Source organism: Maridesulfovibrio bastinii DSM 16055, from assembly GCF_000429985.1.
GTDB classification, from domain to species: domain Bacteria; phylum Desulfobacterota; class Desulfovibrionia; order Desulfovibrionales; family Desulfovibrionaceae; genus Maridesulfovibrio; species Maridesulfovibrio bastinii.
The window spans coordinates 36,326-58,720 of the sequence record NZ_KE387014.1; the positions used below are offsets into that span (position 1 = coordinate 36,326).

A 22,395-nucleotide genomic window follows, 5' to 3' on the forward strand; every position below is an offset into this window, starting at 1 on the left:
TGACTACCTTTTTTTATTTGTTAATTTTACTCAAAAAAGCCTTACGATATAAACTACAAAATTTCTATTTTTTAAAATCTTCATTATACATTGTCGTGCCTAAAATTCTTGAAGACCGGCCTTTTATATATGAAGCATCCACACTGCCGCCATGATGCCAGACAGCATAAAATTCACCCGGAGCTGTTTCCGTCCAGCCGGAATATCCATAATCACCAAATGCGGCATTTCTGTCATTGGCAAGTTCCAGCACATTGTGCCTCAACCAGTTATCCGGTCGGCCATCTGAAAATTTCCATGCCCATTCAAAATTACGATCCCGATCCGGTTCCCTGATTTCAAGCCTTACACTCTTCCAGATAGTGTCGCACCTGTTTTCTCCATCAACAGAGGCACATCCAAATAAAATCGGACGACTGGAAGCTGAAAAGGGATCAAACTCATATTGATAAACAGGATTACCATCCACTAAAAGCTGGCATTCACCTTTATTCCATAAAAACTTAAAAGAGTGAAACTTATCGGCTTCCAGATAAATTGGAGCAGCTTCAGAGCCTTCCTCGGCAGCAGGAATAACTTTATCAGACAAAATTTTCCACCAGCCTCCAAAATGAACAGCACTTCCGTCAATATCTGAACGATCAACCCGGACTTCAATTTCAAGTGAGGCTGTGGCTCTGGCCGGATTAGTCATGGGACGCAAAGCATAGCGAACAGCATTTTCAGGACTTGTTGTTATGATACGCATACCTTCAGCGGTAAAAACAGGATTATCCTCTGCCGGGCTGCGTCCATGAACCTTAAAACCGGATAATAATTCTTTGAGAGAACCTTTCCACGCACATGTTCCGCCATCAGGCCCGCAATTGCGATACGTTAAAAGCAGATCACCATCTGAAGTCAGACCTATACTGGGCCGGTGTCCGATAAGGCAGGTCGGCACAGGATCAGACCAGCTTTTCCCGTCATCACGGCTGATTACCGCATACATCGGTTCGTAAACAAAACTGTTTTCACGCAGCACGGCTAAAATATCACCATCAGGCAGCCTGACCATATCAGCTTCGCAAAGAACAAGGTCCTTTTCATAGGCCATTATTGAATACTGCTGCCAGTCGTTACCACGGTTATGTGAAATATAAACCATCTGTTCGGACGGAGGCTGCCGCAGCAGGCTTAAAGGCTGGCTTCCACGGTGGGTATGCCCGGTCATAAGAAATGTATCGGTATCCAGCTCAACAACATGACTCGGGATCATGTGCTGGCTAAAGCTTGAGCAGGCATTTTCAGAAAAATTCAAGCCATTATCAAGGCTCCACAAAACGCTGAAACAGTCATCATCAACACACATTATATGGCCGTCTGAAAGGAGATTAAGGCGTGGGCAATGAGCTTTTGCGCTTCTCAAGACTCTAGGCAGTCTCCATGATTCTCCATAGTTGGAACTGGTTTTAAGCAGCAGCTTGCGCCTTGTTCCGGCATGGCGGTCAAATTCGCTATACACAACCATAAGCTGGTTATCAGCAGTCTTTATTACATCAGGGAAACATAAATAATGTCCGGGACGATGGTCTATGACCTGTAGGCGGTCTTCAGAAAGCTCAGGCATGAATAATCCAATCAGAAAAAAATTTTCCAGAATTATATTTTCTGAAATTTTTCCGTTAATAAGGTGGGTTAACAACCGGTTTTAAAAGGCTTCTCGAATAACCTACGGGGTAAAGGTCAGATAATTCCATTTTCGCGCAATTCATGGAGGACATGAACCTTGTTAAAAGGCTTTACAATATAACATGTTGCAAGTCCCTTAAAAAAGGCCTTGCTCACATTTTTTGTATCCTTAAGTGAAGTTATCATCACCAGTTTAAATTCCTGTGGTCCGGGAACCTGCAACTCATTTTCAAGATCACGAAGTCTTTTTACCACCGCATGTCCATCCATTTCCGGCATCATGATATCCATGAAAACAGCGTTGTACGGGTCTCCGGCTTCATAGGCTTTTTTATACATATCAACGGCTTCGCCACCACTCAAAGCACTATCACATTTAGCATAAGACTCAAGCAGCTTACCGAGGTACATGTGAACCGTTTCATCGTCATCAACAAATAAAAATCTCATACTACCCCCCTCAACGTATAAATGATCACCGTATATTGTGTGCCACCTTGAAATTAAAGACTATAACAATTGAATAAGAACTATCACTATGTCAATTTTAGATCAATGCTCAACAGCTTAAAATACGACAGATATTACAAAAAATATAAGCGAGAACTTTATATAAAACAATAAACTTCAAAACGATTCAGTCTTTAGTTTAATTATTATTTCATATAAATATAGATAATATATTGGTTTATATAACCAAAACGGGTTGGACCAGACTAAGCTGATCCAACCCGTATTTTTATTGGCGACTATAATCTTTTAGACAGCTAATATGCCTAGATATCACAGCCATAAGCTTTGAGAACGGCCATGCCGCCCTGAGTATTGCGGACATCCTTGAAACCTAATCCGTCCAGCATAATCTGGGCTTCAAATGAACGGCCACCGGTATTGCAGATAAGTACCAGAGGTTTGTCAGTAGGAAGCTCTTTAAACCTTTTAGGAATTTCACCCTGAGGAATGTTATGCCAATACTCCGGATATTTATTCAGGAATGGTTCGGCATCAGCATGTTCACGGACATCAAGGAAATAGTATTTTCCACTTTCCCTTTCCTTCCAGTATTCTTCAAAAGTATCCGGTCCATGACCATGATTAAGACCATTAAGAGCATTGTCCGCCATGTTGGCCATAGCATTAAGTACGTCCATTGCAGCTGCATACGGCGGTGAGTAAGCTACCTCAAGGTTACTTACATCTGCCACAGTGGGTTTATACTTCATGATAGCTGCTACGGAATCAACCCTGCCAACCAGAGCATCACCATTAGCGGAAACACCCTGCATACCGAGGACTCTGCGTGTTTTGCGGTCCACAACCATTTCAAGGGTCATCATATCCTTGGTAGGATAAAAATGAGCACGGTCAGCCATGATAAGCATAACGCTGATGGCATCGAATCCGGCCTGCTTGGCTCCGGCCAGACTCATACCAACACCGGCAGCGGCTTTCTCAAAAAGCTTTACACAAAACGATCCGGCAGCTCCGGGGAATGTTTCAGAAGCTCCGGCAAGATTGCTGCCGATTACACGGCCCTGACGGTTTGCCATTGAGCCCATAGGCAGGAAGAAAGGCGAATCATCAACAAGATTTTTGATGATAGCACAATCACCACCTGAAAAGATTAACGGGTCTGATGTACGCATGCTTTCATCAACAAGAATTCCGCCGCGTTCACTACAATCAAGACCACAATCTCTGGCCAGTTTGTCATTTGGAATAACACCGGCCGAGATAATTACGATATCAGCTTCAATTGTCTGCTCTGGAGTTACAACCTTCTGAACTTTACCTTCACCTTCAATTTTGGTGACGGTCTGTCCGAGATGGAAAGTAACTCCCTGCTCTTCCATATGATTCTGAGCTATGCGAGCCAGTACCGGGCTGACCATACGGGGGAGAATCTGGGGAGCAATTTCAACAACAGTGGTGTCAATGCCCCACATGTCTGCAAAGGCCTCGGCCATTTCAAGACCGATGAAACCGGCCCCGACAACCACGGCTTTGCCAATTTCTCCCTTGGTTATACTTGCCTTGATCTTTTCAGCATCATGCATGTTCCCGACATAATATACTCCGGGAAGATCTTCACCGGGAAGGCTAAGCTTACGCGGTGTGGCTCCTGTTCCGATGACCAGCTGGTCATAATCCAGAACATCTTCTTTACCTGTTCTCAAATCTTTGATGTAGACTTTCTTGTTCGCACGATCAATTTTTGTGGCTTCAGTCAAAGAAAGGACATCAACGCCTTTGATATCATGGAAAAATGGTTCATCCCTGACCATATGAAAAGCTGTGGTTCTGAGCTGATTTGCTTCAGAGACATCACCGGATACGTAATAAGGAATACCGCAACCACCATAAGAAAAAATATCATCCTTATCGATGAGGGTAACCTTCGCATCCTGCTTTAAACGCTTAAATCGGCAAGCCGCCTTTGGTCCAAGCGCAACAGCACCAATAACAACTACATGTTCCGGCATGAATGCTACCTCGAATTAAAGATTTACTAAAAAATCCGCCGCGCAAAAAACCGCACGAAGAATAGGGGTATTTGGCTTTGGTTTAGGAATTAATCATTTTATCTTTTAATGGCAAGGGGAGTATTGAAAAACAAAGGACTACTGGATGGTAAAACTGTTAAGGCTATCAATAAGAGGACAAAATAGGGTCACATTATATTATTACACTAATAATTTAATGTTAAAATGTACTCAAATCAACTTATTCCCAACAGCATTTAAACGAAAAGCATATTAAATTTCAGCTACTAACTGTAAACAAGCAATATTTCTGGTAAGCGAAAGACAATATAAAGTTATTTATTATAAATGTACTATACTACTAAAAATGATCAATTGCTGCGTATAATTTTATGTTCAAGTTTTATTAACTCAACATCAATCAAAATGAGAATAAATATTTAAATATATCAACATTTAAATCAGCTACAATAACTATATATCTACAGCTGCCCCACGATTACCCAGGCTGACCATGGTTATAATTTTAAGCTCTTAAAAGTTATACGTTTTTAAAAAAGTTATCACAAAGTTTTATTTTTTTCAGATTCCAGCCTTAAGAAATATTAAGAAAGAACCGATAAAAATTATAACAAAATTATGTAAATCAGCTGTGACCGGAGACATCTTATGAAAATAAATTCTAATTCAACATTTACGTTTAATTTGTCTCAAATTAAAAAAGCCGAACCGGAACAAACCCCGGAAGCTGCTATTGCCAAAGAAGAGCCAGTAAAAATATCCACTGTTGGGCATCAGTTTTCGCAAACAATTGATATGTCCAGTCACTTTTTCGATAAGCAGAAGGAAGACTCTAAATACACTGCGGCCCTGCTTGATTCTTTAAAAATAGATGAAAAATTTAAAGACAATATGGCAAGCCTCATCAACTCTGGAGGAGGTGGTGACAACTACGCAGAAAGGGTTCTGGAAGGTCAGAAAAAAGGACGAGCAGCAGAGGATGAGGCCAAACGCTATGCAGCTGAAAAAACAGAAAAACAATTAGATGATGACCGGAAAGAACGTGAAGAAGATCAGGATAAAAAAATAGAAAAGAAGCTCTCCCCTGACACCTATAAAATTAAGCATGATAGCGACCCCGAGGAAGCTATTGCCGAAATGAAACCAGAAAATCCGGCAGACCCTCAGAATAAGGAGATTTCAGAGACTGATAGTTCCGGGCAAACTGAAAAGGAAAAGCATCTGGATTCATATATATAAGCAGATTATATTAAAAGAACTGTATAAAAAATTAGCCGCCGTATTTTTAAAAATACGGCGGCTTTTTTAACACAGAATATTCTTAAGAATGAATTGCTGGTTTACTTCTTTGCGGAGAAGAAATCTTTCAGACAGTCAGCCATTCTTTTAATGCCTTCCTCGATATGCTCTTCATCAGAATTTGAGAAGTTCAATCTGAAAGTATTTTCACCGCTTCCATCAACATAAAACGGACGCCCCGGAACAAATGCAACCTTATGGGCCACAGCTGTATCCAGAAGATCCATGGATGACATGCCCTCGGGCAGTGTAATCCACAGGAACATTCCACCTTCAGGCTTTGTTATTTCAACACCTTCAGGGAAATATTTCTCGATACATTCAACCATAGTTTCACGCTGGCGTCTGTAGCGTTCCCTGATCTTCTCAATATGGGCATCGATATCATTATCTTTCATAAAACGATACATAATGCGCTGGGAAACTGTACTGGTGTGCAGATCAGAAGCCTGCTTTGCGATAACAAGCTTATCACGAACCTCGCTTTCGGCAACTACCCAGCCAAGCCTGAATCCCGGTGCGGCAATCTTGGAGAAAGACCCCAGCAGGACACAGTTGTCTTTGAGGTAGCCTTTTGACAGAGGAGTCTGGTGCTCACCCATAAACCGCAGCTCACCGTAAGGATCATCCTCTATAAAAAGAGTATCGCTTTCAGCCATCAATTCCGCAACGGCTTTACGTTTTTCAGCACTGTAAGTGAGTCCGGAAGGATTCTGAAAATTAGGAACGGCATAAAACATCTTAACCTTATCCATTGCCAGAATTTTCTCCAGTTCATTTAAATCAGGGCCGTCGTTTTCTAGTCCGACCGTGACAAATTCAGGCTGAAAAAAAGAAAAAGACTGAATAGCACCAAGATAACCGGGACGTTCAATAATGACTCTGTCTCCGGAATTCAAAAATACTTTTCCAAGCAGATCAAGACACTGCTGCGAACCGGTGGTTAATAAAATATCTTCCGGATCAACTTCAATGCCCTTTTCTGACTTATAACGGTCAGCAATAAATTTACGCAGAGGCTGGTATCCTTCTGTTGTGGAATACTGCAACACCTCTTTGCCGCTTTCTGCTAAAACATCTGACGCCGCCTTACGCATGGCTTCAACCGGGAATAATTCAGGATTAGGTAGTCCCCCGGCAAATGAAATAATGGAAGGATCTTCAGTAACTTTCAGGATTTCACGGATAAATGACCTGTGAACGGTCTGCATGCGGTCTGCGAATTTGGTAGCCATTGCGGTCTCCTTAATACAATGGAAAGTCTGCAAAAGTTGCAAGATACTATATATAAAGCTCTGATCCGGATATTTTTAAATGGGAATATGCGAAGGGTAGGATCATATGAGCGAAGGATTCAAACTACTGATTTTTCCCCCGAACACAAGAGTACAGTTGATGATTATTTTTAGCAGAACAGATAATACTAACAGACTTTCATTCGCAGATAAAGGCAGTCACTAAATTATTTTAGCAGAATACATTAAAACAATTTTTTAATTAATAAGATACTGCAATTTAGAAGACTTTTTAATAATAAAATTTACACATAAATTTGAGCTAATTTTAATTTTGCTATCTAATTTTTCAATTTTATAATTTGCTTAATTGGATATTATTTTCATAAAAAATAGGTAATTAATACATAAATTTTAAATTGACCACAATAATGTTAATAGCTAAAAGATGTGCAGAATATACGGAGAACATTCCCCTAATTAAAAGGAATTGAGCTATTATGAATAATTATGATGATGACTTCTACAATGAGCAAGTTGATGGTAGCGTGAGAGCTGCAGAATATATTATACCAGAGCTAATTTCCATTTTTCCAAATCTGAATACTGCTATTGATATTGGTTGCGGAGTTGGTGGATGGTTAAAAAATTGCCAAGATCATGGATTTGAAAAAGTAATCGGAATTGATGGCGATTATGTGAATAGGAAACTACTAAAAATTCCAGAAAAAAATTTCATTCCTTTCGATTTGACCCAGGATTTTACTAATAGAGTAACTGAAAAATTTGATTTAGCAATAACTCTTGAAGTAGCTGAACACATGGATAGTAAATTTGCTGATGCCTTTGTTAATCGGCTAACGTCATTGGCTGATATAATTTTATTTTCCGCTGCGATACCTGGGCAGGGAGGCCTTTCACATGTAAATGAGCAGTGGCCTGAGTATTGGGCTAATAAATTTAGGTCCAATGGATTCTATCCATTAGATCTAATAAGACCAACTATTTGGGATAAAAAAGACATTCCTAACCATTATAGGCAAAATTTAATTATCTATGCCAATTCCAAAGTTGTGGAAAAAAATTTTCCAAACTATGACTTTGAAATAGTACCAGAATTAAAAGCTATTCATCCTGAGTTAGCTTTATTAATACTAAAAAAAATGGAACATCCTCCCAAAAAAATATATTTAGCTAAATCTTTAGTTCACATTATTTCAGGGATAATACCAATTAAAAAGTATAGAAAAATAGTCAGAGATTCACTCTATATCAAATTTGGAGGGCTGGTCTGCAAAGATAAACCCCAAATGTACCCACCATTAGCTAAAAAGAATTCATCTAATTAACTCAATACTATTTCTACCAGAACAAAAAATTAGGGCCTGACGAATCAGGCCCTTGCAAGAGATGATGAGGAGATGGGGAGTTAATTGTTCATTTGAGACTCAAGCCATTCACGGATTTCAGCATTTACAGGATAAGTACCCTTCAGCCCTCCGACTTCTTCCTTGAATCTCTCGGCAAGATGAGGCGGCAGATCAACACTGAGCAGCTCTCTTGCCTCTTCCGAATTCCTGCGAATCAAAAGCACTCTCGGCTTTTCATCCCAGTTATAAACGGTGAAATAAGTTGTATAATCATTCTTAGATGTAACCGGAACAAACTTGCTGTCCCAGGGATGGTTACCCCATTCCAGATAAAGCATGACGGCATCTTCAGGGGTCATATCCCAATCGATATCATAATTTCTGTAATTTCTAAGGCTTCCCATAATTTCCTCCTTATCTTCAATCTCTTGTTAAAATCTTATTCAACTTCCCAACCTCATCGTTATTTAATAGTAACAATTATTATTATTCTGTCAAGAAAAATTGATAAATAATTTATCAAAAAACAAAACAGCAAAAATAGATTACTTAAGCGCATGAAACTTGACTCAGGCGGTTGCTTTTATCTACTTTCCTGCCGAGGCAAATATGAAAAAATCCTATCAAATTCCCGGTTCCAATATTCGAACAGAAATCATAATTAAGAAAAGCAGATTTATATGCGATCTGATTCAGGCTCAGAACAGAGAAGAAGCCAAAAAATTTATAGCCAGAATAAAAGAAGAATTCCCTGATGCCCGGCACCACTGTTTTGCTTTCATAGCAGGACCACCCGATACTGGGGATATGGGGATGAGTGATGATGGAGAACCACAGGGAACAGCAGGCAAACCAATGCTTCAGGTGCTTCAGGGAAGCGGCCTTGGAGACGTAGCTGTTGTTGTAACGCGCTATTTCGGAGGAATTCTTTTAGGCACAGGCGGACTTTTAAGAGCCTACTCCGGGGCAGTACAACAGGCACTTGAAGAAGTTCCGGTTGTCATGAAGGTTCCTATGACCAGAGTGATAACAGAAATTGAATATTCTCAGGAAGGTCTCTTACGCCGGATGCTTGATGATTTTCGGGCGGAAATAACTGATCAAACCTTTGGGAACAAAGTTTCATTCACACTGCTAATGCCATCTAATGAAGTTGAAAATTTTGTAGCCGCATTAACCGAAAAAACAAATGGCGGAGCTGAAACGCTGATTGACGATGAAGAAATATGGAGCAGTTAAAAAAACTGCTGAATCGCTTATGCCTCTAAAATGACCGAAACCCGCTGAAGAAACAGATCTTCAGCGGGTTTCAGCTTTACAGCAATTACCTGATTATACCAAGTCAGGAGTTCCTATGGTGTCCTGAAGCTTGCAGGGAGTAACTATCCGGTGCTTGCCGGATAGGGAACAGAAGTTCCGGATACCTGTTTAATTTAAAGCAGAATTAAAGCTCCTGCAGTTTGCAGCAGTCTGCCTGTAAAAAAGACAGCCTGTAATACATTCTTAAACAGGTCGTTCGCGAGAACGTGTCCCCCAAGTACAAAAATAAATTACCATGGTCAAGCTTTGAACTTAGATAAAATATGACATTTTAAAATCGTCTATAAAATGTCACACAGAACACTTTATCTCAACATTTCACTGCCTAATCTTAAATCGTTACTGGAAACTGAATGAAAATTGCTTGTCTGCTCAAATATCCATCATTAAAAATATTAAAAAACTCCTGCAGAGGCTTCTCCGCAGGAGTTTTAAATAATATTTAAAATGAAACTGTTTTACTTTTTAAAAATCTGCTTAATTGCAGTAATACCCATCTTCCGGCGTAAAAAGCCCAGCTGGTTCATAAGCGGTAAACGCTTGGGGCAAATGTCTTCACAAGCCAGTAGCCCCATACAGCCGAATATGCCTTCATCATTACCTATAATTTCAAAATAATCCTTATCTTTTCTTTCGTCACGAGGATCAATTACAAAACGGGCAACCCTGTTAAGCGAAACCGCTCCCAGAAAATCGTCACGGAGTCTGGCTGTTCCGCATGCAGCAACACAGCATCCGCATTCGATACAGCGGTCAAGCTCATATATCGCTTCGGCATCAGTATTATCCATGGGTTCTTCAACGCTTTGAGGATCAAACTCTTTGGAAGTATGCACCCATGACTCAACTTTGTCATACATGCTCCTAAACCAGGTTCCGGTATCAACAGTCAAATCTCCGACCAGTTTGAAAACCGGAAGCGGCATAAGATTGATCTCGCCGGGAAGATCTTTGGTTTTAGTATGACAGGCAAGCCCCGGCCGGCCATTGATGACCATGGCGCAGGCGCCACAGATTCCAGCCCGGCAGCAGAACTCGAACTGAAGCGAAGGGTCCTGCTCTTCACGCAGTCTGTTCAAAGCAATGAACAAAGTCATACTGGTCGACTCTTCCAGAACGAAGGATTCCATATGCGGAACTGAAGCGGGATCCTGCGGGTTATATCTGAATATATTAAATTTCAACATCCTGGCCACGGCTACTTATCCTCCTTGCTGTCAGCACTGATAATCTGCATCTTGCCATATCCCCTGTCTCCCGGAGGAATTTCGAAAACAGTACTTGCAGGTTCATATTCAAGGCTGGGCAGATCATCCGAAGGATTCTTCCAGTAGGCCAGTGTTCTTGTCAGCCAGTCACGGTCGTTTCTTGCAGGATAGTCTTCACGGTTATGGCTGCCTCGTGATTCGGTCCTCTGCAATGCGCCGTAAGCAACGCACAGGGCAAGCTTAACCTGACCTTCAATTTTCAATGCAGCGGCAAGCTCGGGACTTGCACCAAGGCCGTTTGTTTTCAGTCCGACACGTCTTGCACGATAAAGTATCTCCTGCAACGAAGTTACGCACTCGGTAAGGCCTTCCTCGTTACGGAATACATGCGCTCCCTTATCAAGAGCATTCTGCATTGCAGCACGAACTTTATAAACATTTTCATGTCCTTTTACACCGGACATGAGATCTTTAATACGCTGTTCCTGCTTTTTAGCGGCATCAGAAATAATGGCAGTCGGAATAGCTGTTTCATAACCTTTAAGGAACTCAACCAGCTTTTTACCGACAATTCCACCGGCAACACATGTTTCAGCAAGTGAATTACCACCAAGGCGGTTAAAACCGTGCATATCCCAGCATGAAGATTCACCTGCGGAAAACAGCCCTTTCAATCCATAAGCAGAGCCGTCTTTATCAGTTCTTATTCCACCCATACTGTAGTGCTGGGTCGGGCGCACCGGAATCAGCTGATGAATAGGATCGATACCAAGGAAGGATGTGCAGATTTCATAAACTTCACGCAGTTTTCCGGTGATGTGGGCTTCACCGAGATGACGGATATCGAGCCATAAATGATCACCATAATCGCTCTTAACGCCTTTGCCCTGACGCATGTGATAGGTCATCCAGCGGGAAACAACGTCACGGGAGGCAAGTTCAGCCTTGTCCGGCTCGTAAATATTCATGAACCGTTCTTCATTGACATCAAGAAGAGTTCCGCCGTCACCACGGCATCCTTCGGTAACCAGAATATCAGTAGGCACAATTCCGGTAGGATGGAACTGCACTGCTTCCATATTTCCCAGAGGAACAGCACCGGTATCAAGCACCATACCCTGTGCTCCACCATCACAGATGACAGCATTTGTGGAAGCTTTGTATATTCTTCCGAACCCGCCCGCGGCAACCAGAGTAGCACGGGAGATATAAGCTATCAGCTCTCCTGTCCGGAGAGATCTGGCAATTGCTCCAAAACATGTTTCGCCGTCATGTATTAAAGCGATAGCCTCAGTTTTATCATGGACCTCAACGCCAAGCTGGGCGCAACGGTTATCCATAGTATATAAAACGGAATGCCCGGTTCCGTCAGAAACATAACAGGTGCGCCACTTGGCAGTACCACCGAAGTTTCTGGCTGTAATCAGACCGCGTTTCTCTTCTTTTTCAACTTTTTCAAACTTCTGGCCACCCTTGAAATAAGTGGATTTTCCCGGAACAACCCTGTTCCAGGGAACGCCCCACTGGCACAGACGGCGCATTTCGATAGGAGCGGCATTGGCAAAAAGGCGTGCAACTTCCTGATCACAACCCCAGTCTGAGCCTTTTACAGTATCAGCGAAATGAACATCAGTGCTGTCCCCTTCACCCATGACACTGTTTCCAAGTGAAGCCTGCATACCGCCCTGAGCAGCAGAAGAATGTGATCTTCTGGCTGGAACAATACTCAGACATACTGCGGAAAGCCCTGCCCCGGCGGCTTCAACAGCCACACGCTCTCCGGCAAGTCCGGCACCGATAATTAAAACGTCCTTATATACAGTCTGCATTCGTCCCCCTAAACCGAAAGAGTCATGAAACGAATGAGAGTAAAGACGGAAAGAACAACCATGGCTATTCCGAGAATCGTAGCAAATTTACGGAGGCCTGCCCTTTTGCGGTCTTTAACAAATCCCCACTTTACAGCTATTCTGTAAAGTCCGGCAACTACATGCAGTGCAACAAGCGGGCAAAGCAGCAGATAAAAATATACCCACGGTCCACTCTGTATTCTTGCTGCCGATTTGGCGGCACTCACAGGGAGATCACTTAGAACAGCCCACATGTGAATGGAGCCCATGACAAGGATAAGCATTGCGGTGACAACCTGAACAATCCAGAGCCAGGTATCATTATGGTGCAGCATTTTAGCATGTGACCAGATAATCTTCTGGCCCTCGCGCCTGAAAGGAATTTTTCTGGCCGCAATGTAAAAATGGAATAAAAAGAGCAGGAAAAGAACCGGTCCGCCGATCTGGGCCAGATAAAGATGCTCATATTTCCCGGCTATCGCGTTCATAATATCCGGGCTTATGATCACACTTGAAACCAGAGTCATGTGCAGCAGCACAAACAGAATCAGGGCAGCCCCGGAAAGCATCTGGAGCCAATCCATAAGGGCGTCGCTCCGGCCTTTTGAGACCGGATACGTCATTGAGTCAACAGACATTGATACCTCCGTTTAAAAAATGAAAAAACCTCGCAACTAAACTATTTTTAGACCAAAAGATAATGAAGACACGGAATTGTTTTGTCAATCAATGTTTAGTTTTAAGATCTCCTCAAACCCTTATTTTTCAAGGCTTAAAATACACCGAATGAGGCTGTCACAGCTTGACGAACCTGTTTTTACGAAACTGGTGGACCTTTAATTCTTAAAAGAGCAAAAAAGAAAGAATAGCAAACAGTATGAAGCAAGTTGACCCATTTCAAACTGATGTTTATTTTTACTTTTCATGTCGATGGCAAAAAATTTTTAATTTTTCATGCCGGTACATGTGAAACCTAATTGACACATGGGAGTTTTAAAGAGATGTTCCCCTTTCACGAACGAAAATCATATGCTGATGTTAAAGGATACGGCTTTGAATATTTACTTATTTTCGCATTTATTGTCGGGGTTCTGCTGATGGCTGGATCATGCACTATGGAAAAAGTTCCGGCCGGCAAAAAAGCCAAGGCTCAGACAGAAAAAATGGAATCAAACAGTACTTCCGCGGCAGCAGAGGAACTGAATAAAAATGTTTCAGATAATCCTATGAACAAAGAAGCCATGAAGGAGCTGCGTGAAGAAATATCCCACGCTCTGGCTTCCGGTGAAGGTCCGCACGTTCTGAAATTTAAGAATGGACTCACCCTGCTCATAAAAAATGATGATAGATTCCCGCTGGTCAATGTAAGACTCTTTGTCCATGCCGGTTCTTCTTACGAAGATCCTTCACAGGCCGGCATAAGCCACCTGCTTGAACACATGGTATTCAAGGGAACCGAAAAACGGGCTCCCGGACAGACAGCTCTTGAAGTTGAATCAGTAGGGGGTGACATGAACGCCGCCACCAGTTTCGACTACACAGTCTATTACGTTGAAGTGCCTGACAACCAGTGGCAGCTTGGAATGGACATTGTCACCGACATGGCTTTCAACGCCAAAATTGATCCTGAAGAACTTGTTTCAGAAAAAGAAGTTGTTTTGTCGGAACTTGCACGGGGAGAAGACAACCCCGGCAGCAGAATTTTCAAAACCCTGCAATCAATGGTCTGGAACGGAACATCCTATCAGTGGCCTATAATCGGCTATCGTGACACAGTTAAAAAAATCACTTCCGAAGATATCCACGCATATATTAAAAGACTTTATCAACCCCAATCCATGCTCCTCAGCGTTGTCGGTAAAATAGACCCCGAAAAAGTTGTTGAGGAAGCACGCAAACTTTGTGGACAGCTTCAAGATTCCCGTCCGGTTGTACCGCCTGTCGAATTTTCCTTATCAACTCCTGACGCACCTCAGGCAAAAGTTATCAACGGTAACTGGAATAAAGCCTATATCGGAGCGGCATTCCCTGTTCCGGGACTGGGATCAGCAAAAACTGTCGGTCTTGAAACCCTGTGCGATCTGCTTGGTGGCGGGGAAACCTCACGTCTTTACCGAAAATTCAAATATGAAAAAGGTATTGTCGACAGCATTTCAGTATCCTCTCTCACGCTTGAACGCGGCGGAATGCTTTATATATACGCGGTTCTGGACCCGGACAAAGTTAATGAGTTCTGGGCAGAGCTTATGCAGGAGCTGGCTGATGTTGATATGAACAGCTTCAGCGACCGGGAAATGGACCGGGTTCTTCTGAATCTTGAAGATTCCCTTTTCCTGACTAAAGAGACTCTTTCAGGGCTGGCATCCAAGCTCGGATACTTCCAGTTCTTTGAGGGCGGACAGCAGGCCGAAGAAAACTACTTATACAACATTAAGCATATTGAACGTTCACAGCTCCAGAAATTATATAAGGAGTTTTTCAGACCTGAAAAACTTTCCGCATGTGTTCTGGTCCCTGAGGACAGCAAGATAAGTGCTGAATCCTTGAAACAGGATGTTATCAAATACTGGCCGGACAAGAAAGAAGAACGGAAGAACCTTACATCCATGGATACCGGGAAAAAGGGCAGCATTCATCTTCCCGGAGGTTCAGAAGTAATATTCATACCTGACACAACTCTTCCCTATACAGCTATGTCATTATACTGGCTTGGAGGAGACTCTGACCTGACTCCCGAACAGCAGGGACTTTCTGCTCTTGTTTCCGGAGCTCTTATTCGCGGCACCGGCAATATGAATGCAACAGAGCTTGAAGATTTCATTTCTGACCGCGCAGCAACTTTGAACTCTTCAGCCGGGCGTGATGTTTTTGCCATTAACGCAAAATTTCCTTCACGCTTCACAGCCGACATGCTGCCTATGGTATCTGATATTATAATCGATCCGGCCTTTTCAGAGGAAGAATTGAACAGAGCGAGACTGGATCAGGTCTCAAGCATCAAGCAACGCGAGGACAGACCTGTAAGTCTGGCTTTCAGAAATATGTTCCCTTTCCTTTTCAAGGATACCGGATTTTCATACTTCCATCTGGGACAGCCTTCCGAAGTAATGCAGTTCAGCCGGGATGATGTTCAGAATTTCTGGAAGGAACAATCTTCACGTCCGTTTGTACTTGCTGTTTGCGGTGAATATGACCGTGACGCTGTAATAAAATTTGCCAAGACTCTTGATTCACATATTAGTGTCCAGAATGCAGTTGCTCAGGAAAGACCCCAGTGGGGAATGAAAAAAGAACTCACTTTAAATCTTCCGGACCGCAATCAGGCACACATCATGGCGGTCTTCCCTGTTCCGGGACTTGAAGACAAAAAATCCAGTGCAGCTCTTTCATTGCTGCGGGCCACACTTGCAGGACAAAGCGGACTGCTTTTCCGTGACCTGAGAGACAAACAGGGTCTTGGATATACTGTAACAGCCTTCTTATGGCAGTCATCCAAATCGGGGTTCATGGCTTTTTACATCGGAACAAAGCCTGAACAGATAGATCAGGCTATTGATGGTTTCAAAAAGACCGTTGAAAAACTTCACAACAACAATCTGCCTGAGACTGAAATTGACAGAGCTAAAAATATTCTCAGTGGAGAATATTATCAGGAACATCAGAGCCTTATTTCACGCAGTCGTGAATCTGCCAGTTTAGCAGTAAGAGGCTTCTCTCCCGACCGTGACCGTACAATAATAGAAACGGCCAAAAAAATGGATGCTGCTGATATAAGAAATCTTGTAAACAAATATATCAACTGGGATGAACATTACCTGATTAAAGTTCAACCCTAGCAGTCTAACGCAACTCAAAAGCCCCTGCCGATTTTTTTTCAGCAGGGGCTTTTTTTATGCAGAAATGATTTGCCAATCAATTTATAAGCTAGTATTGGTCAGACCAATAACCACAATAACAAAAATTGGCATGACCATTACACGAATATGAAAAACACAGACAACACCTCGGTTTTTGAAACCGTAGCAGCACAAATTCAGGACCTGATAACCAAAGAGGGATTGAAGCAGGGAGAGAAACTCCCTGCGGAAAGGACCCTTGCGGATATTTTTAAAGTCTCACGCAGTTCTGTCAGAGAAGCAATCCGCTCACTTGCACAGCTGGGAATAGTTGAAAGCAGGCGAGGCGACGGCACATACATAAGCGTCCCTGTAGAGGACAGTTCCCTACAGGCTTTAAACGAAGCCTTCTCCAAACAACGTAAAAGAGTACATGAAATCTTTGAATTCAGGCGGGCTCTTGAACCCCATATCGCTGCCGCAGCAGCATTAAGATGCACTCAAAAAGATATTGAAAAGCTTAAAATTATTATCTGTGATCAGGAAAGGAAGCTCAAAGCCGGTGAAGATGTCAGTGACCTTGATATAAAATTTCACCACACCATTGCGGAAGCAAGCGGTAATTCTTTTTTTACCGCCACAATGACTGTCCTTGATCCCGAGATTTCAGAAACCCGCTCAACTTCACTAATCAATCCGGAAAGACTGAAAAAGTCGCTGGATTACCATTATAAACTTCTGGATGCGCTGGAAAATAAGGACGGAGACAGAGCACAAAGGCTGATGGAAGAACATCTCGACTGTGCCGAGGAGACTTCCATCACTGTAAATATATCTCAAACCCATCAACTTTCTTAGTGAAAAAGGATTAACAATGTTTACCATTCTTTTAACATTCATCATTCTTGGAGCTGTTGCAGGAATACTCGCTGGACTGCTGGGTATCGGCGGTGGACTGGTAATCGTCCCGATTCTTGTTTTCAGCTTCACCCCTCTTGGTTTCCCGCAGGAGCATCTGATGCACATGGCTCTCGGAACATCCATGGCCAGCATCATTTTCACATCGATATCAAGCTCCATGGCCCACCACAAAAGAGGCGCGGTCCGCTGGTCCATTTTTAAGTCGATCACCCCGGGAATCATTGTCGGAACATTTCTGGGAACATGTCTGGCTTCAGTTATGAATACGACCCTGCTTAAATCTATTTTCGTAATTTTCCTCTATTATGTAGCTTCACAGATGCTGCTCAATATCAAACCGAAACCGACCAGAACCATGCCCGGAACTGTCGGAATGTTCGGTTCAGGAGGAGTTATCGGAGCTGTTTCCAGTCTTGTCGGAATCGGTGGCGGAACCTTGTGTGTTCCATTTATGACTTTCTGCAATATCGAAATGCATACAGCTGTAGGAACAGCCGCAGCAATAGGTCTGCCTATTGCCCTTGCCGGAACAGCAGGATATATCTGGAACGGTATCGGAGTTGCCGGAGTTCCCGACTGGAGCATAGGTTATGTCTATCTTCCCGCACTTATCGGTATCGTTGCTGCCAGCATGTTCACTGCTCCATTCGGAGTAAAACTTTCTCACAGCCTCCCGGTATCCAAGCTTAAAAAAGTTTTTGCTGTCCTGCTCATTGTAGTAGCGACGAGAATGCTTATATCCATGTTTTAAAAAACGCGAAGACCCAAAATTAATTTAGGAGACCAGTTTTGAAAGAAGTACGCGATCACGCGAGAGAACTAATGAAAGGCCACTGCCGGGTATGCCCGGTCTGTAACGGAAAAGCATGTGTGGGAGAAGTCCCCGGAATGGGTGGACTCGGAACATCATCCACCTTCAAGGCCAATATTGAAGCTCTTGGAAAAATCCGTTTCAATATGCGCACCATGCATGATGTGAGCGAGCCGGATACTTCAACCGAACTTCTGGGCTTTAAGCTCGATCTTCCTCTTTTTGCAGCTCCTATCGGTGGAGTTTCATTCAATATGGGTGGAAAAATCACCGAAGATGAATATATCAGTGCCATCCTCAAAGGATGCGTTTCAAAAGGATTGATCGGCTGCACCGGTGACGGTGTTCCTGAATTCATCCACCAGAGCGCATTCAAGGCCATCCGCGAAGTTGAAGGAAACGCAATACCTTTCATCAAGCCATGGGAAAGCGAAGAATTTGACGACAAGCTGGCTAAAGCACTTGATGCCGGAACAAAAGCTTTCGGTATGGATATTGACGCTGCCGGACTCATTACTCTCAAAAAAATGGGCCGCCCGGTTACCCCTAAAGGAAAGGAAAAATTAACTGAAATAATCAGCAGAATTCCTGTTCCTTTTGTTCTTAAAGGCATCATGACCGCAGATGAAGCCCTGATGGCTGCCGAAGCCGGAGCCGCTGGAATAGTCGTATCCAACCACGGCGGACGTGTTCTTGACCACTGTCCCGGAACAGCCGAAGTACTTGCTGAAATCAGCCGTGCTGTAAACGGTAAATGTTCAGTAATTGTAGACGGTGGTATTCGTGATGGTAATGACATCCTTAAAATGCTCGCCCTTGGCGCGGATGCAGTAATGATCGGACGCCCATTCTCTGTTGCTGCTGTGGGCGGCCTGCAGGAAGGTGTTGAAAAATACATCGACCAGCTTAAATCAGAATTAACAACTGCAATGGTTCTTACCGGAACCGCAAGTGCAAAGAATGTTGACACTGACATACTTCGCCTTAAGTAGTTAAAAACTAAAATTAAATTTACTAAAAGGAGCGGTTTTCCGCTCCTTTTTTTGTTGCAAGTAAGTATTTATTTACAAAACTGGTCTTTTTTTTATTGACGTAATAATTTTGTAATGAGATAAAGGAGTCAAGGTGAGAAAGGCTACCGGAGATTCCGGTTTTCATTAACCCCGGCAAGGAGGGAATGCGCGTTGATATCGCAACCCTATAAAGAGTCTGACCAAGAGGCTCAACCCGAGGGGTAGCCAAAAAAGAGGAAGTCTCAATGCCTGACATAAGGGCCCATGATCAGGCGGGACACGACCGTACGAACCGGTAAAATTAAAACGGGACCCCTCAAGCTATCTGGCCTTTGTATTTCAAAAATGAGCTAACAAAATCTCAACAACCCGGAAGGTTTCCACCCTGCCTTCCGGGTTTTTTAATGACCTCTGATAAAAAGAAAGCGCATTCCCGATCAAGAATACGCTTAAAAACTAAAAACAGAGCCTGTTACCAAAAATAAACTTATATTTATTACCAGCTATGACCAATATTTAAGTTAAACAGGCTGCAACATTTTATTCATCAGAATTGGTTATTTCTTTCAAAATTTCATTAACTTCCAGGAGATTCGCATTAATTTCCTGCTTTTCTCCGGTTGAAGGATCTACAAAAACCCATAAATTGCTGTTTGATCCATCGCCGATATCTTCACAGGTAAAAATAAGAGCTGCGATGTCTTCACCCTTTTCATCATTGCATATAGCAATATGGTAGCAGGAATTTTCATCACACAGACCACCAAGATAATAATTTCCGAAGCCTTCATTTTTTGCAGGTGCAACAATCCATGACCCTTCTTTTCCATTGCACATGTCATTTGCTTCCACCACGGAAAAGGAAGCCGCAAAGATCAGAACAGCTAAAAGTGTAATTACCATATTTTTCATAAATTCTCCTCATCACTGTTAAAACTTGATCCGACTTAAAGGAACAACCCCGGCACTTAATCAAGCAGAGCCGTATTCCAGAAACTCTTAAGTAAAAATTGGAATATTCAAGTCGAGCAGTTAATATAGCGGGAGAAGAAAGTCGTGTCTGTCGTGCAAAGCAGCTACAACCTGACAACCAAAAAAGGGGCATAATAAAGGGGCGTAATATCAGGGGAGAGATTATAAATAAAAAATAGGAAGTGCTGTATTAAGAATGGATATCAGCGCAATTATCTCGGACTGCGTATTGGCCGGGCAGCCATACACAACCAGTCGAGCACCAAAGCAGGAGTAACCTGATAATGAACGGCTTCCTGAGCTTTATCCAAAGCAAGATCAAGACGCCGCTTGGCCTTTAAATCAAAAATAGTATCTATTTTTCCAGCTGAAACAGTTGAGGAAGGATCTGTCATTGAATTTCTGAGTTCACGCTGACACCCAGTCAGAATCTCCAGAGCAAGATCATGATTTAACGCACCCTTGGCGGCAGTTCTGCTAAACCAGCCTCTGCCGGTTCTCCAGAAATCGACCATAGCATTAACCCACTCCCCTACTTCCGGAGAATTTATAAGCTCAACAGGCCATGCCAGAGTTAAAACCCAGCTTCTTGAAACCAGAGTTTCCAGAAGTCTTTCCCGCTGTGGTGCAGTAAGAACAAACACGTTTCCCGGTCTCGGCTCTTCAAGTGTTTTTAAAAGAGCGTTACCGGAACTTGCATTCAGATTCTGGGCTTCAGAAATTAAAGTAACGCGACTTCCCCGGCCGTGGGGAGGTTGTCCCCAGACCGGTAGAAGATCACGAATAGAATCAACTGGTATATCCTGCTTGCCTTCAGGGCGTTCAATAATCAAAAAATCATTGAAAGCCTGATCGGCTATCTGTCGACACGCCGTACACTCAAGGCACGGTGCGTCCTTAGATTCACAGTTAAGAAGCGCAGTCCAGTACGCGGCCATAGCCATGCGTTCTCGCTCGCTTCCTCCCTCAAGCAGGAGGCATTGCGGAGGTCTCGCAGCCAGCTTTTTCAGCCGTGGCAGCAATAACTGCTGCCTGGAGGCTGTGTCTCTGATTTCCGCAATAGACATAATTATCTTACAATAGTCTGCTCACGGTCAGGACCGACAGAAACTATGCCGACCTTGACTCCTGAGAGTTCTTCAATCCTTTTGATATATTTTTTGGCGTTCTCAGGAAGCTCATCAAAATTCTTGGCAGAAGTGATGTCATCATCCCAACCGGGAAGAGTTTCATAAACAGGCTTGCATGAAGCCATGCTGTTCTGCTCCTGAGGAGGATAAGCCACTTTTTCGCCATTATAATCATAAGCTACACAGATGCAGATCTCTTTCAGACCGGAAAGAACATCCAGCTTAGTCAAGGCGATTTCAGTAAGATCACAAAGACGGACTGTTTCCTTAAGAACAACCATATCCAGCCAGCCGCAACGGCGTTTTCTTCCGGTTGTTGCTCCGAATTCATGTCCGTTCTGCTGCAACGTATCGCCATTGCTGCAGAAAAGTTCTGTGGGGAAAGGTCCGCTGCCTACACGGGTGGTGTAAGCTTTAACAATTCCGACAATTCTTTCCAGAGTGCGTGGTCCGCATCCTGATCCTGCTGCCGCATTTCCGGCAACGGTATTGGAAGATGTTACAAACGGATATGTTCCATGATCTATATCAAGATGAATGCCCTGAGCTCCTTCAAAAAGGATCATACCATCTTTGGCTGCTTCCTGTATAACAGAGGAAGTATCAGCAAGATAAGGTACAATTCGTTCTGCTACGGGCAGAATGTCCTGAAAAACTTTTTCGGGATCCAGAGCTTCAGCTTTAAAAAGGTTGACGAAGAGCGCATTCTTTTCTACCAGCGCAGCTTCAATCTTTGAACGCAGAAGTTCAGGATCGGCAAAGTCGGCAGCACGTATTCCTATACGGCTTGCCTTGTCTTCATAACATGGACCGATTCCGCGACCGGTAGTTCCGATTTTACTTTCTTCGGATTTATACGATTCACGGCAGTTGTCCAAAAGCCTGTGATAGGGCATAATGATCTGAGTTTTTTTACTGATCATCATGCGCTCGGGAGATATATCAACTCCCTTGGCAGCAAGAGCGTCGATCTCCTTGAGAAAAACTTCGGGGTCCAGTACAACACCATTCCCGATAACACATATCTTTCCGGGGTGGAGTATTCCGGAAGGGATAAGATGCAGGATGCATTTTTCTCCGCCGACTACGAGAGTATGCCCGGCGTTGTTTCCGCCCTGAAAGCGGACAATAGCGGAAGCTTCTTCCGCGAGCATGTCCACAATCTTGCCCTTGCCTTCATCACCCCACTGGGTGCCAATAATGACCGTGTTAGACATTACAAGTTTGCTCCTTGCGCAGCCCCGACCCCGCTTTC

The 22,395-nt window shown here is 43.2% G+C and carries 18 protein-coding genes; 7 read left to right on the plus strand and 11 right to left on the minus strand.

Annotated elements, in window-relative coordinates; all coding sequences use genetic code 11:
• Positions 1–64: 64 nt before the first annotated feature.
• From G496_RS0114590 to G496_RS0114600, 3 genes are all read right to left on the minus strand, one after another.
• Positions 65–1,609, minus strand: coding sequence for a sialidase family protein (locus G496_RS0114590; protein ID WP_027179913.1), 1,545 nt, complete (start codon positions 1,607–1,609; stop codon positions 65–67).
• A 116-nt stretch (positions 1,610–1,725) separates the two neighbouring features.
• Positions 1,726–2,121 (minus strand): response regulator, encoded by a 396-nt coding sequence (locus G496_RS0114595; protein ID WP_027179914.1) that lies wholly within the window; start codon positions 2,119–2,121, stop codon positions 1,726–1,728.
• Positions 2,122–2,447: 326 nt separating this feature from the next.
• The gene (locus G496_RS0114600; protein WP_027179915.1) at positions 2,448–4,154 is read right to left on the minus strand and encodes an FAD-dependent oxidoreductase; all 1,707 of its coding nucleotides are present in this window, start codon (positions 4,152–4,154) and stop codon (positions 2,448–2,450) included.
• A gap of 669 nt (positions 4,155–4,823) precedes the next feature.
• On the opposite strand from G496_RS0114600, the gene G496_RS0114605 reads away from it, so the two are divergent.
• Positions 4,824–5,414, plus strand: a complete 591-nt coding sequence (locus G496_RS0114605) for a hypothetical protein (protein WP_027179916.1) — start codon at positions 4,824–4,826, stop codon at positions 5,412–5,414.
• A 101-nt stretch (positions 5,415–5,515) separates the two neighbouring features.
• Here the strand turns inward: G496_RS0114605 and G496_RS0114610 are convergent, their stop codons facing one another.
• Positions 5,516–6,709: an aminotransferase-like domain-containing protein gene (locus tag G496_RS0114610; protein WP_027179917.1), complete on the minus strand. Its 1,194-nt coding sequence runs from the start codon at positions 6,707–6,709 to the stop codon at positions 5,516–5,518.
• A 500-nt stretch (positions 6,710–7,209) separates the two neighbouring features.
• On the opposite strand from G496_RS0114610, the gene G496_RS19950 reads away from it, so the two are divergent.
• On the plus strand, positions 7,210–8,058 hold the full coding sequence (locus G496_RS19950) for a methyltransferase domain-containing protein (RefSeq protein ID WP_051295079.1): 849 nt from the start codon (positions 7,210–7,212) through the stop codon (positions 8,056–8,058).
• A gap of 80 nt (positions 8,059–8,138) precedes the next feature.
• Here G496_RS19950 and G496_RS0114620 read toward each other — a convergent pair whose 3' ends face one another.
• On the minus strand, positions 8,139–8,483 hold the full coding sequence (locus G496_RS0114620) for a DVU0772 family protein (RefSeq protein WP_027179918.1): 345 nt from the start codon (positions 8,481–8,483) through the stop codon (positions 8,139–8,141).
• A gap of 205 nt (positions 8,484–8,688) precedes the next feature.
• Between G496_RS0114620 and G496_RS0114625 the strand changes: the two genes are divergently transcribed.
• Complete coding sequence (locus G496_RS0114625; protein ID WP_027179919.1) at positions 8,689–9,318, plus strand: YigZ family protein; 630 nt, start codon at positions 8,689–8,691, stop codon at positions 9,316–9,318.
• Positions 9,319–9,857: 539 nt separating this feature from the next.
• Here the strand turns inward: G496_RS0114625 and G496_RS0114630 are convergent.
• From G496_RS0114630 to G496_RS0114640, 3 genes are read right to left on the minus strand one after another with little or no spacing between them, the layout of a single operon-like run.
• Positions 9,858–10,595, minus strand: a complete 738-nt coding sequence (locus tag G496_RS0114630) for a fumarate reductase iron-sulfur subunit (protein WP_027179920.1) — start codon at positions 10,593–10,595, stop codon at positions 9,858–9,860.
• Positions 10,596–10,597: 2 nt separating this feature from the next.
• Positions 10,598–12,436: a fumarate reductase flavoprotein subunit gene (locus G496_RS0114635; RefSeq protein WP_027179921.1), complete on the minus strand. Its 1,839-nt coding sequence runs from the start codon at positions 12,434–12,436 to the stop codon at positions 10,598–10,600.
• An 8-nt stretch (positions 12,437–12,444) separates the two neighbouring features.
• On the minus strand, positions 12,445–13,095 hold the full coding sequence (locus G496_RS0114640) for a succinate dehydrogenase/fumarate reductase transmembrane subunit (RefSeq protein ID WP_027179922.1): 651 nt from the start codon (positions 13,093–13,095) through the stop codon (positions 12,445–12,447).
• A gap of 363 nt (positions 13,096–13,458) precedes the next feature.
• On the opposite strand from G496_RS0114640, the gene G496_RS0114645 reads away from it, so the two are divergent.
• The 4 genes from G496_RS0114645 (at position 13,459) to G496_RS0114660 (ending at position 19,017) form a co-directional block, all read left to right on the plus strand.
• The gene (locus G496_RS0114645) at positions 13,459–16,293 is read left to right on the plus strand and encodes a M16 family metallopeptidase (RefSeq protein WP_027179923.1); all 2,835 of its coding nucleotides are present in this window, start codon (positions 13,459–13,461) and stop codon (positions 16,291–16,293) included.
• Positions 16,294–16,440: 147 nt separating this feature from the next.
• Positions 16,441–17,151 (plus strand): FadR/GntR family transcriptional regulator, encoded by a 711-nt coding sequence (locus G496_RS0114650; RefSeq protein ID WP_027179924.1) that lies wholly within the window; start codon positions 16,441–16,443, stop codon positions 17,149–17,151.
• A 16-nt stretch (positions 17,152–17,167) separates the two neighbouring features.
• A complete protein-coding gene (locus G496_RS0114655; RefSeq protein ID WP_027179925.1) occupies positions 17,168–17,965 on the plus strand; it encodes a sulfite exporter TauE/SafE family protein in 798 nt (265 codons plus the stop codon).
• Between the two features lie 38 nt (positions 17,966–18,003).
• A complete protein-coding gene (locus tag G496_RS0114660; RefSeq protein WP_027179926.1) occupies positions 18,004–19,017 on the plus strand; it encodes an alpha-hydroxy-acid oxidizing protein in 1,014 nt (337 codons plus the stop codon).
• A 561-nt stretch (positions 19,018–19,578) separates the two neighbouring features.
• Here the strand turns inward: G496_RS0114660 and G496_RS0114670 are convergent.
• From G496_RS0114670 to G496_RS0114680, 3 genes are all read right to left on the minus strand, one after another.
• Positions 19,579–19,950, minus strand: a complete 372-nt coding sequence (locus G496_RS0114670; protein WP_027179927.1) for a hypothetical protein — start codon at positions 19,948–19,950, stop codon at positions 19,579–19,581.
• Positions 19,951–20,222: 272 nt separating this feature from the next.
• Positions 20,223–21,077 carry a hypothetical protein gene (locus G496_RS0114675; RefSeq protein ID WP_027179928.1) on the minus strand — a complete coding sequence of 285 codons (855 nt, stop codon included), beginning with the start codon at positions 21,075–21,077 and terminating at the stop codon, positions 20,223–20,225.
• Between the two features lie 2 nt (positions 21,078–21,079).
• Positions 21,080–22,357: an adenylosuccinate synthase gene (locus G496_RS0114680; protein WP_027179929.1), complete on the minus strand. Its 1,278-nt coding sequence runs from the start codon at positions 22,355–22,357 to the stop codon at positions 21,080–21,082.
• Between the last annotated feature and the right edge of the window lie 38 nt (positions 22,358–22,395).

What these genes read in the sequence shown, in the direction of transcription:
- G496_RS0114590 (WP_027179913.1), bottom strand. Translation starts at nt 1,609, where the DNA reads ATGCCTGAGCTTTCTGAAGACCGCCTACAGGTCATAGACCATCGTCCC.
- G496_RS0114595 (WP_027179914.1), bottom strand. Translation starts at nt 2,121, where the DNA reads ATGAGATTTTTATTTGTTGATGACGATGAAACGGTTCACATGTACCTC.
- G496_RS0114600 (WP_027179915.1), bottom strand. Translation starts at nt 4,154, where the DNA reads ATGCCGGAACATGTAGTTGTTATTGGTGCTGTTGCGCTTGGACCAAAG.
- G496_RS0114605 (WP_027179916.1), top strand. Translation starts at nt 4,824, where the DNA reads ATGAAAATAAATTCTAATTCAACATTTACGTTTAATTTGTCTCAAATT.
- G496_RS0114610 (WP_027179917.1), bottom strand. Translation starts at nt 6,709, where the DNA reads ATGGCTACCAAATTCGCAGACCGCATGCAGACCGTTCACAGGTCATTT.
- G496_RS19950 (WP_051295079.1), top strand. Translation starts at nt 7,210, where the DNA reads ATGAATAATTATGATGATGACTTCTACAATGAGCAAGTTGATGGTAGC.
- G496_RS0114620 (WP_027179918.1), bottom strand. Translation starts at nt 8,483, where the DNA reads ATGGGAAGCCTTAGAAATTACAGAAATTATGATATCGATTGGGATATG.
- G496_RS0114625 (WP_027179919.1), top strand. Translation starts at nt 8,689, where the DNA reads ATGAAAAAATCCTATCAAATTCCCGGTTCCAATATTCGAACAGAAATC.
- G496_RS0114635 (WP_027179921.1), bottom strand. Translation starts at nt 12,436, where the DNA reads ATGCAGACTGTATATAAGGACGTTTTAATTATCGGTGCCGGACTTGCC.
- G496_RS0114640 (WP_027179922.1), bottom strand. Translation starts at nt 13,095, where the DNA reads ATGTCTGTTGACTCAATGACGTATCCGGTCTCAAAAGGCCGGAGCGAC.
- G496_RS0114645 (WP_027179923.1), top strand. Translation starts at nt 13,459, where the DNA reads ATGTTCCCCTTTCACGAACGAAAATCATATGCTGATGTTAAAGGATAC.
- G496_RS0114650 (WP_027179924.1), top strand. Translation starts at nt 16,441, where the DNA reads ATGAAAAACACAGACAACACCTCGGTTTTTGAAACCGTAGCAGCACAA.
- G496_RS0114655 (WP_027179925.1), top strand. Translation starts at nt 17,168, where the DNA reads ATGTTTACCATTCTTTTAACATTCATCATTCTTGGAGCTGTTGCAGGA.
- G496_RS0114670 (WP_027179927.1), bottom strand. Translation starts at nt 19,950, where the DNA reads ATGAAAAATATGGTAATTACACTTTTAGCTGTTCTGATCTTTGCGGCT.
- G496_RS0114675 (WP_027179928.1), bottom strand. Translation starts at nt 21,077, where the DNA reads ATGTCTATTGCGGAAATCAGAGACACAGCCTCCAGGCAGCAGTTATTG.
- G496_RS0114680 (WP_027179929.1), bottom strand. Translation starts at nt 22,357, where the DNA reads ATGTCTAACACGGTCATTATTGGCACCCAGTGGGGTGATGAAGGCAAG.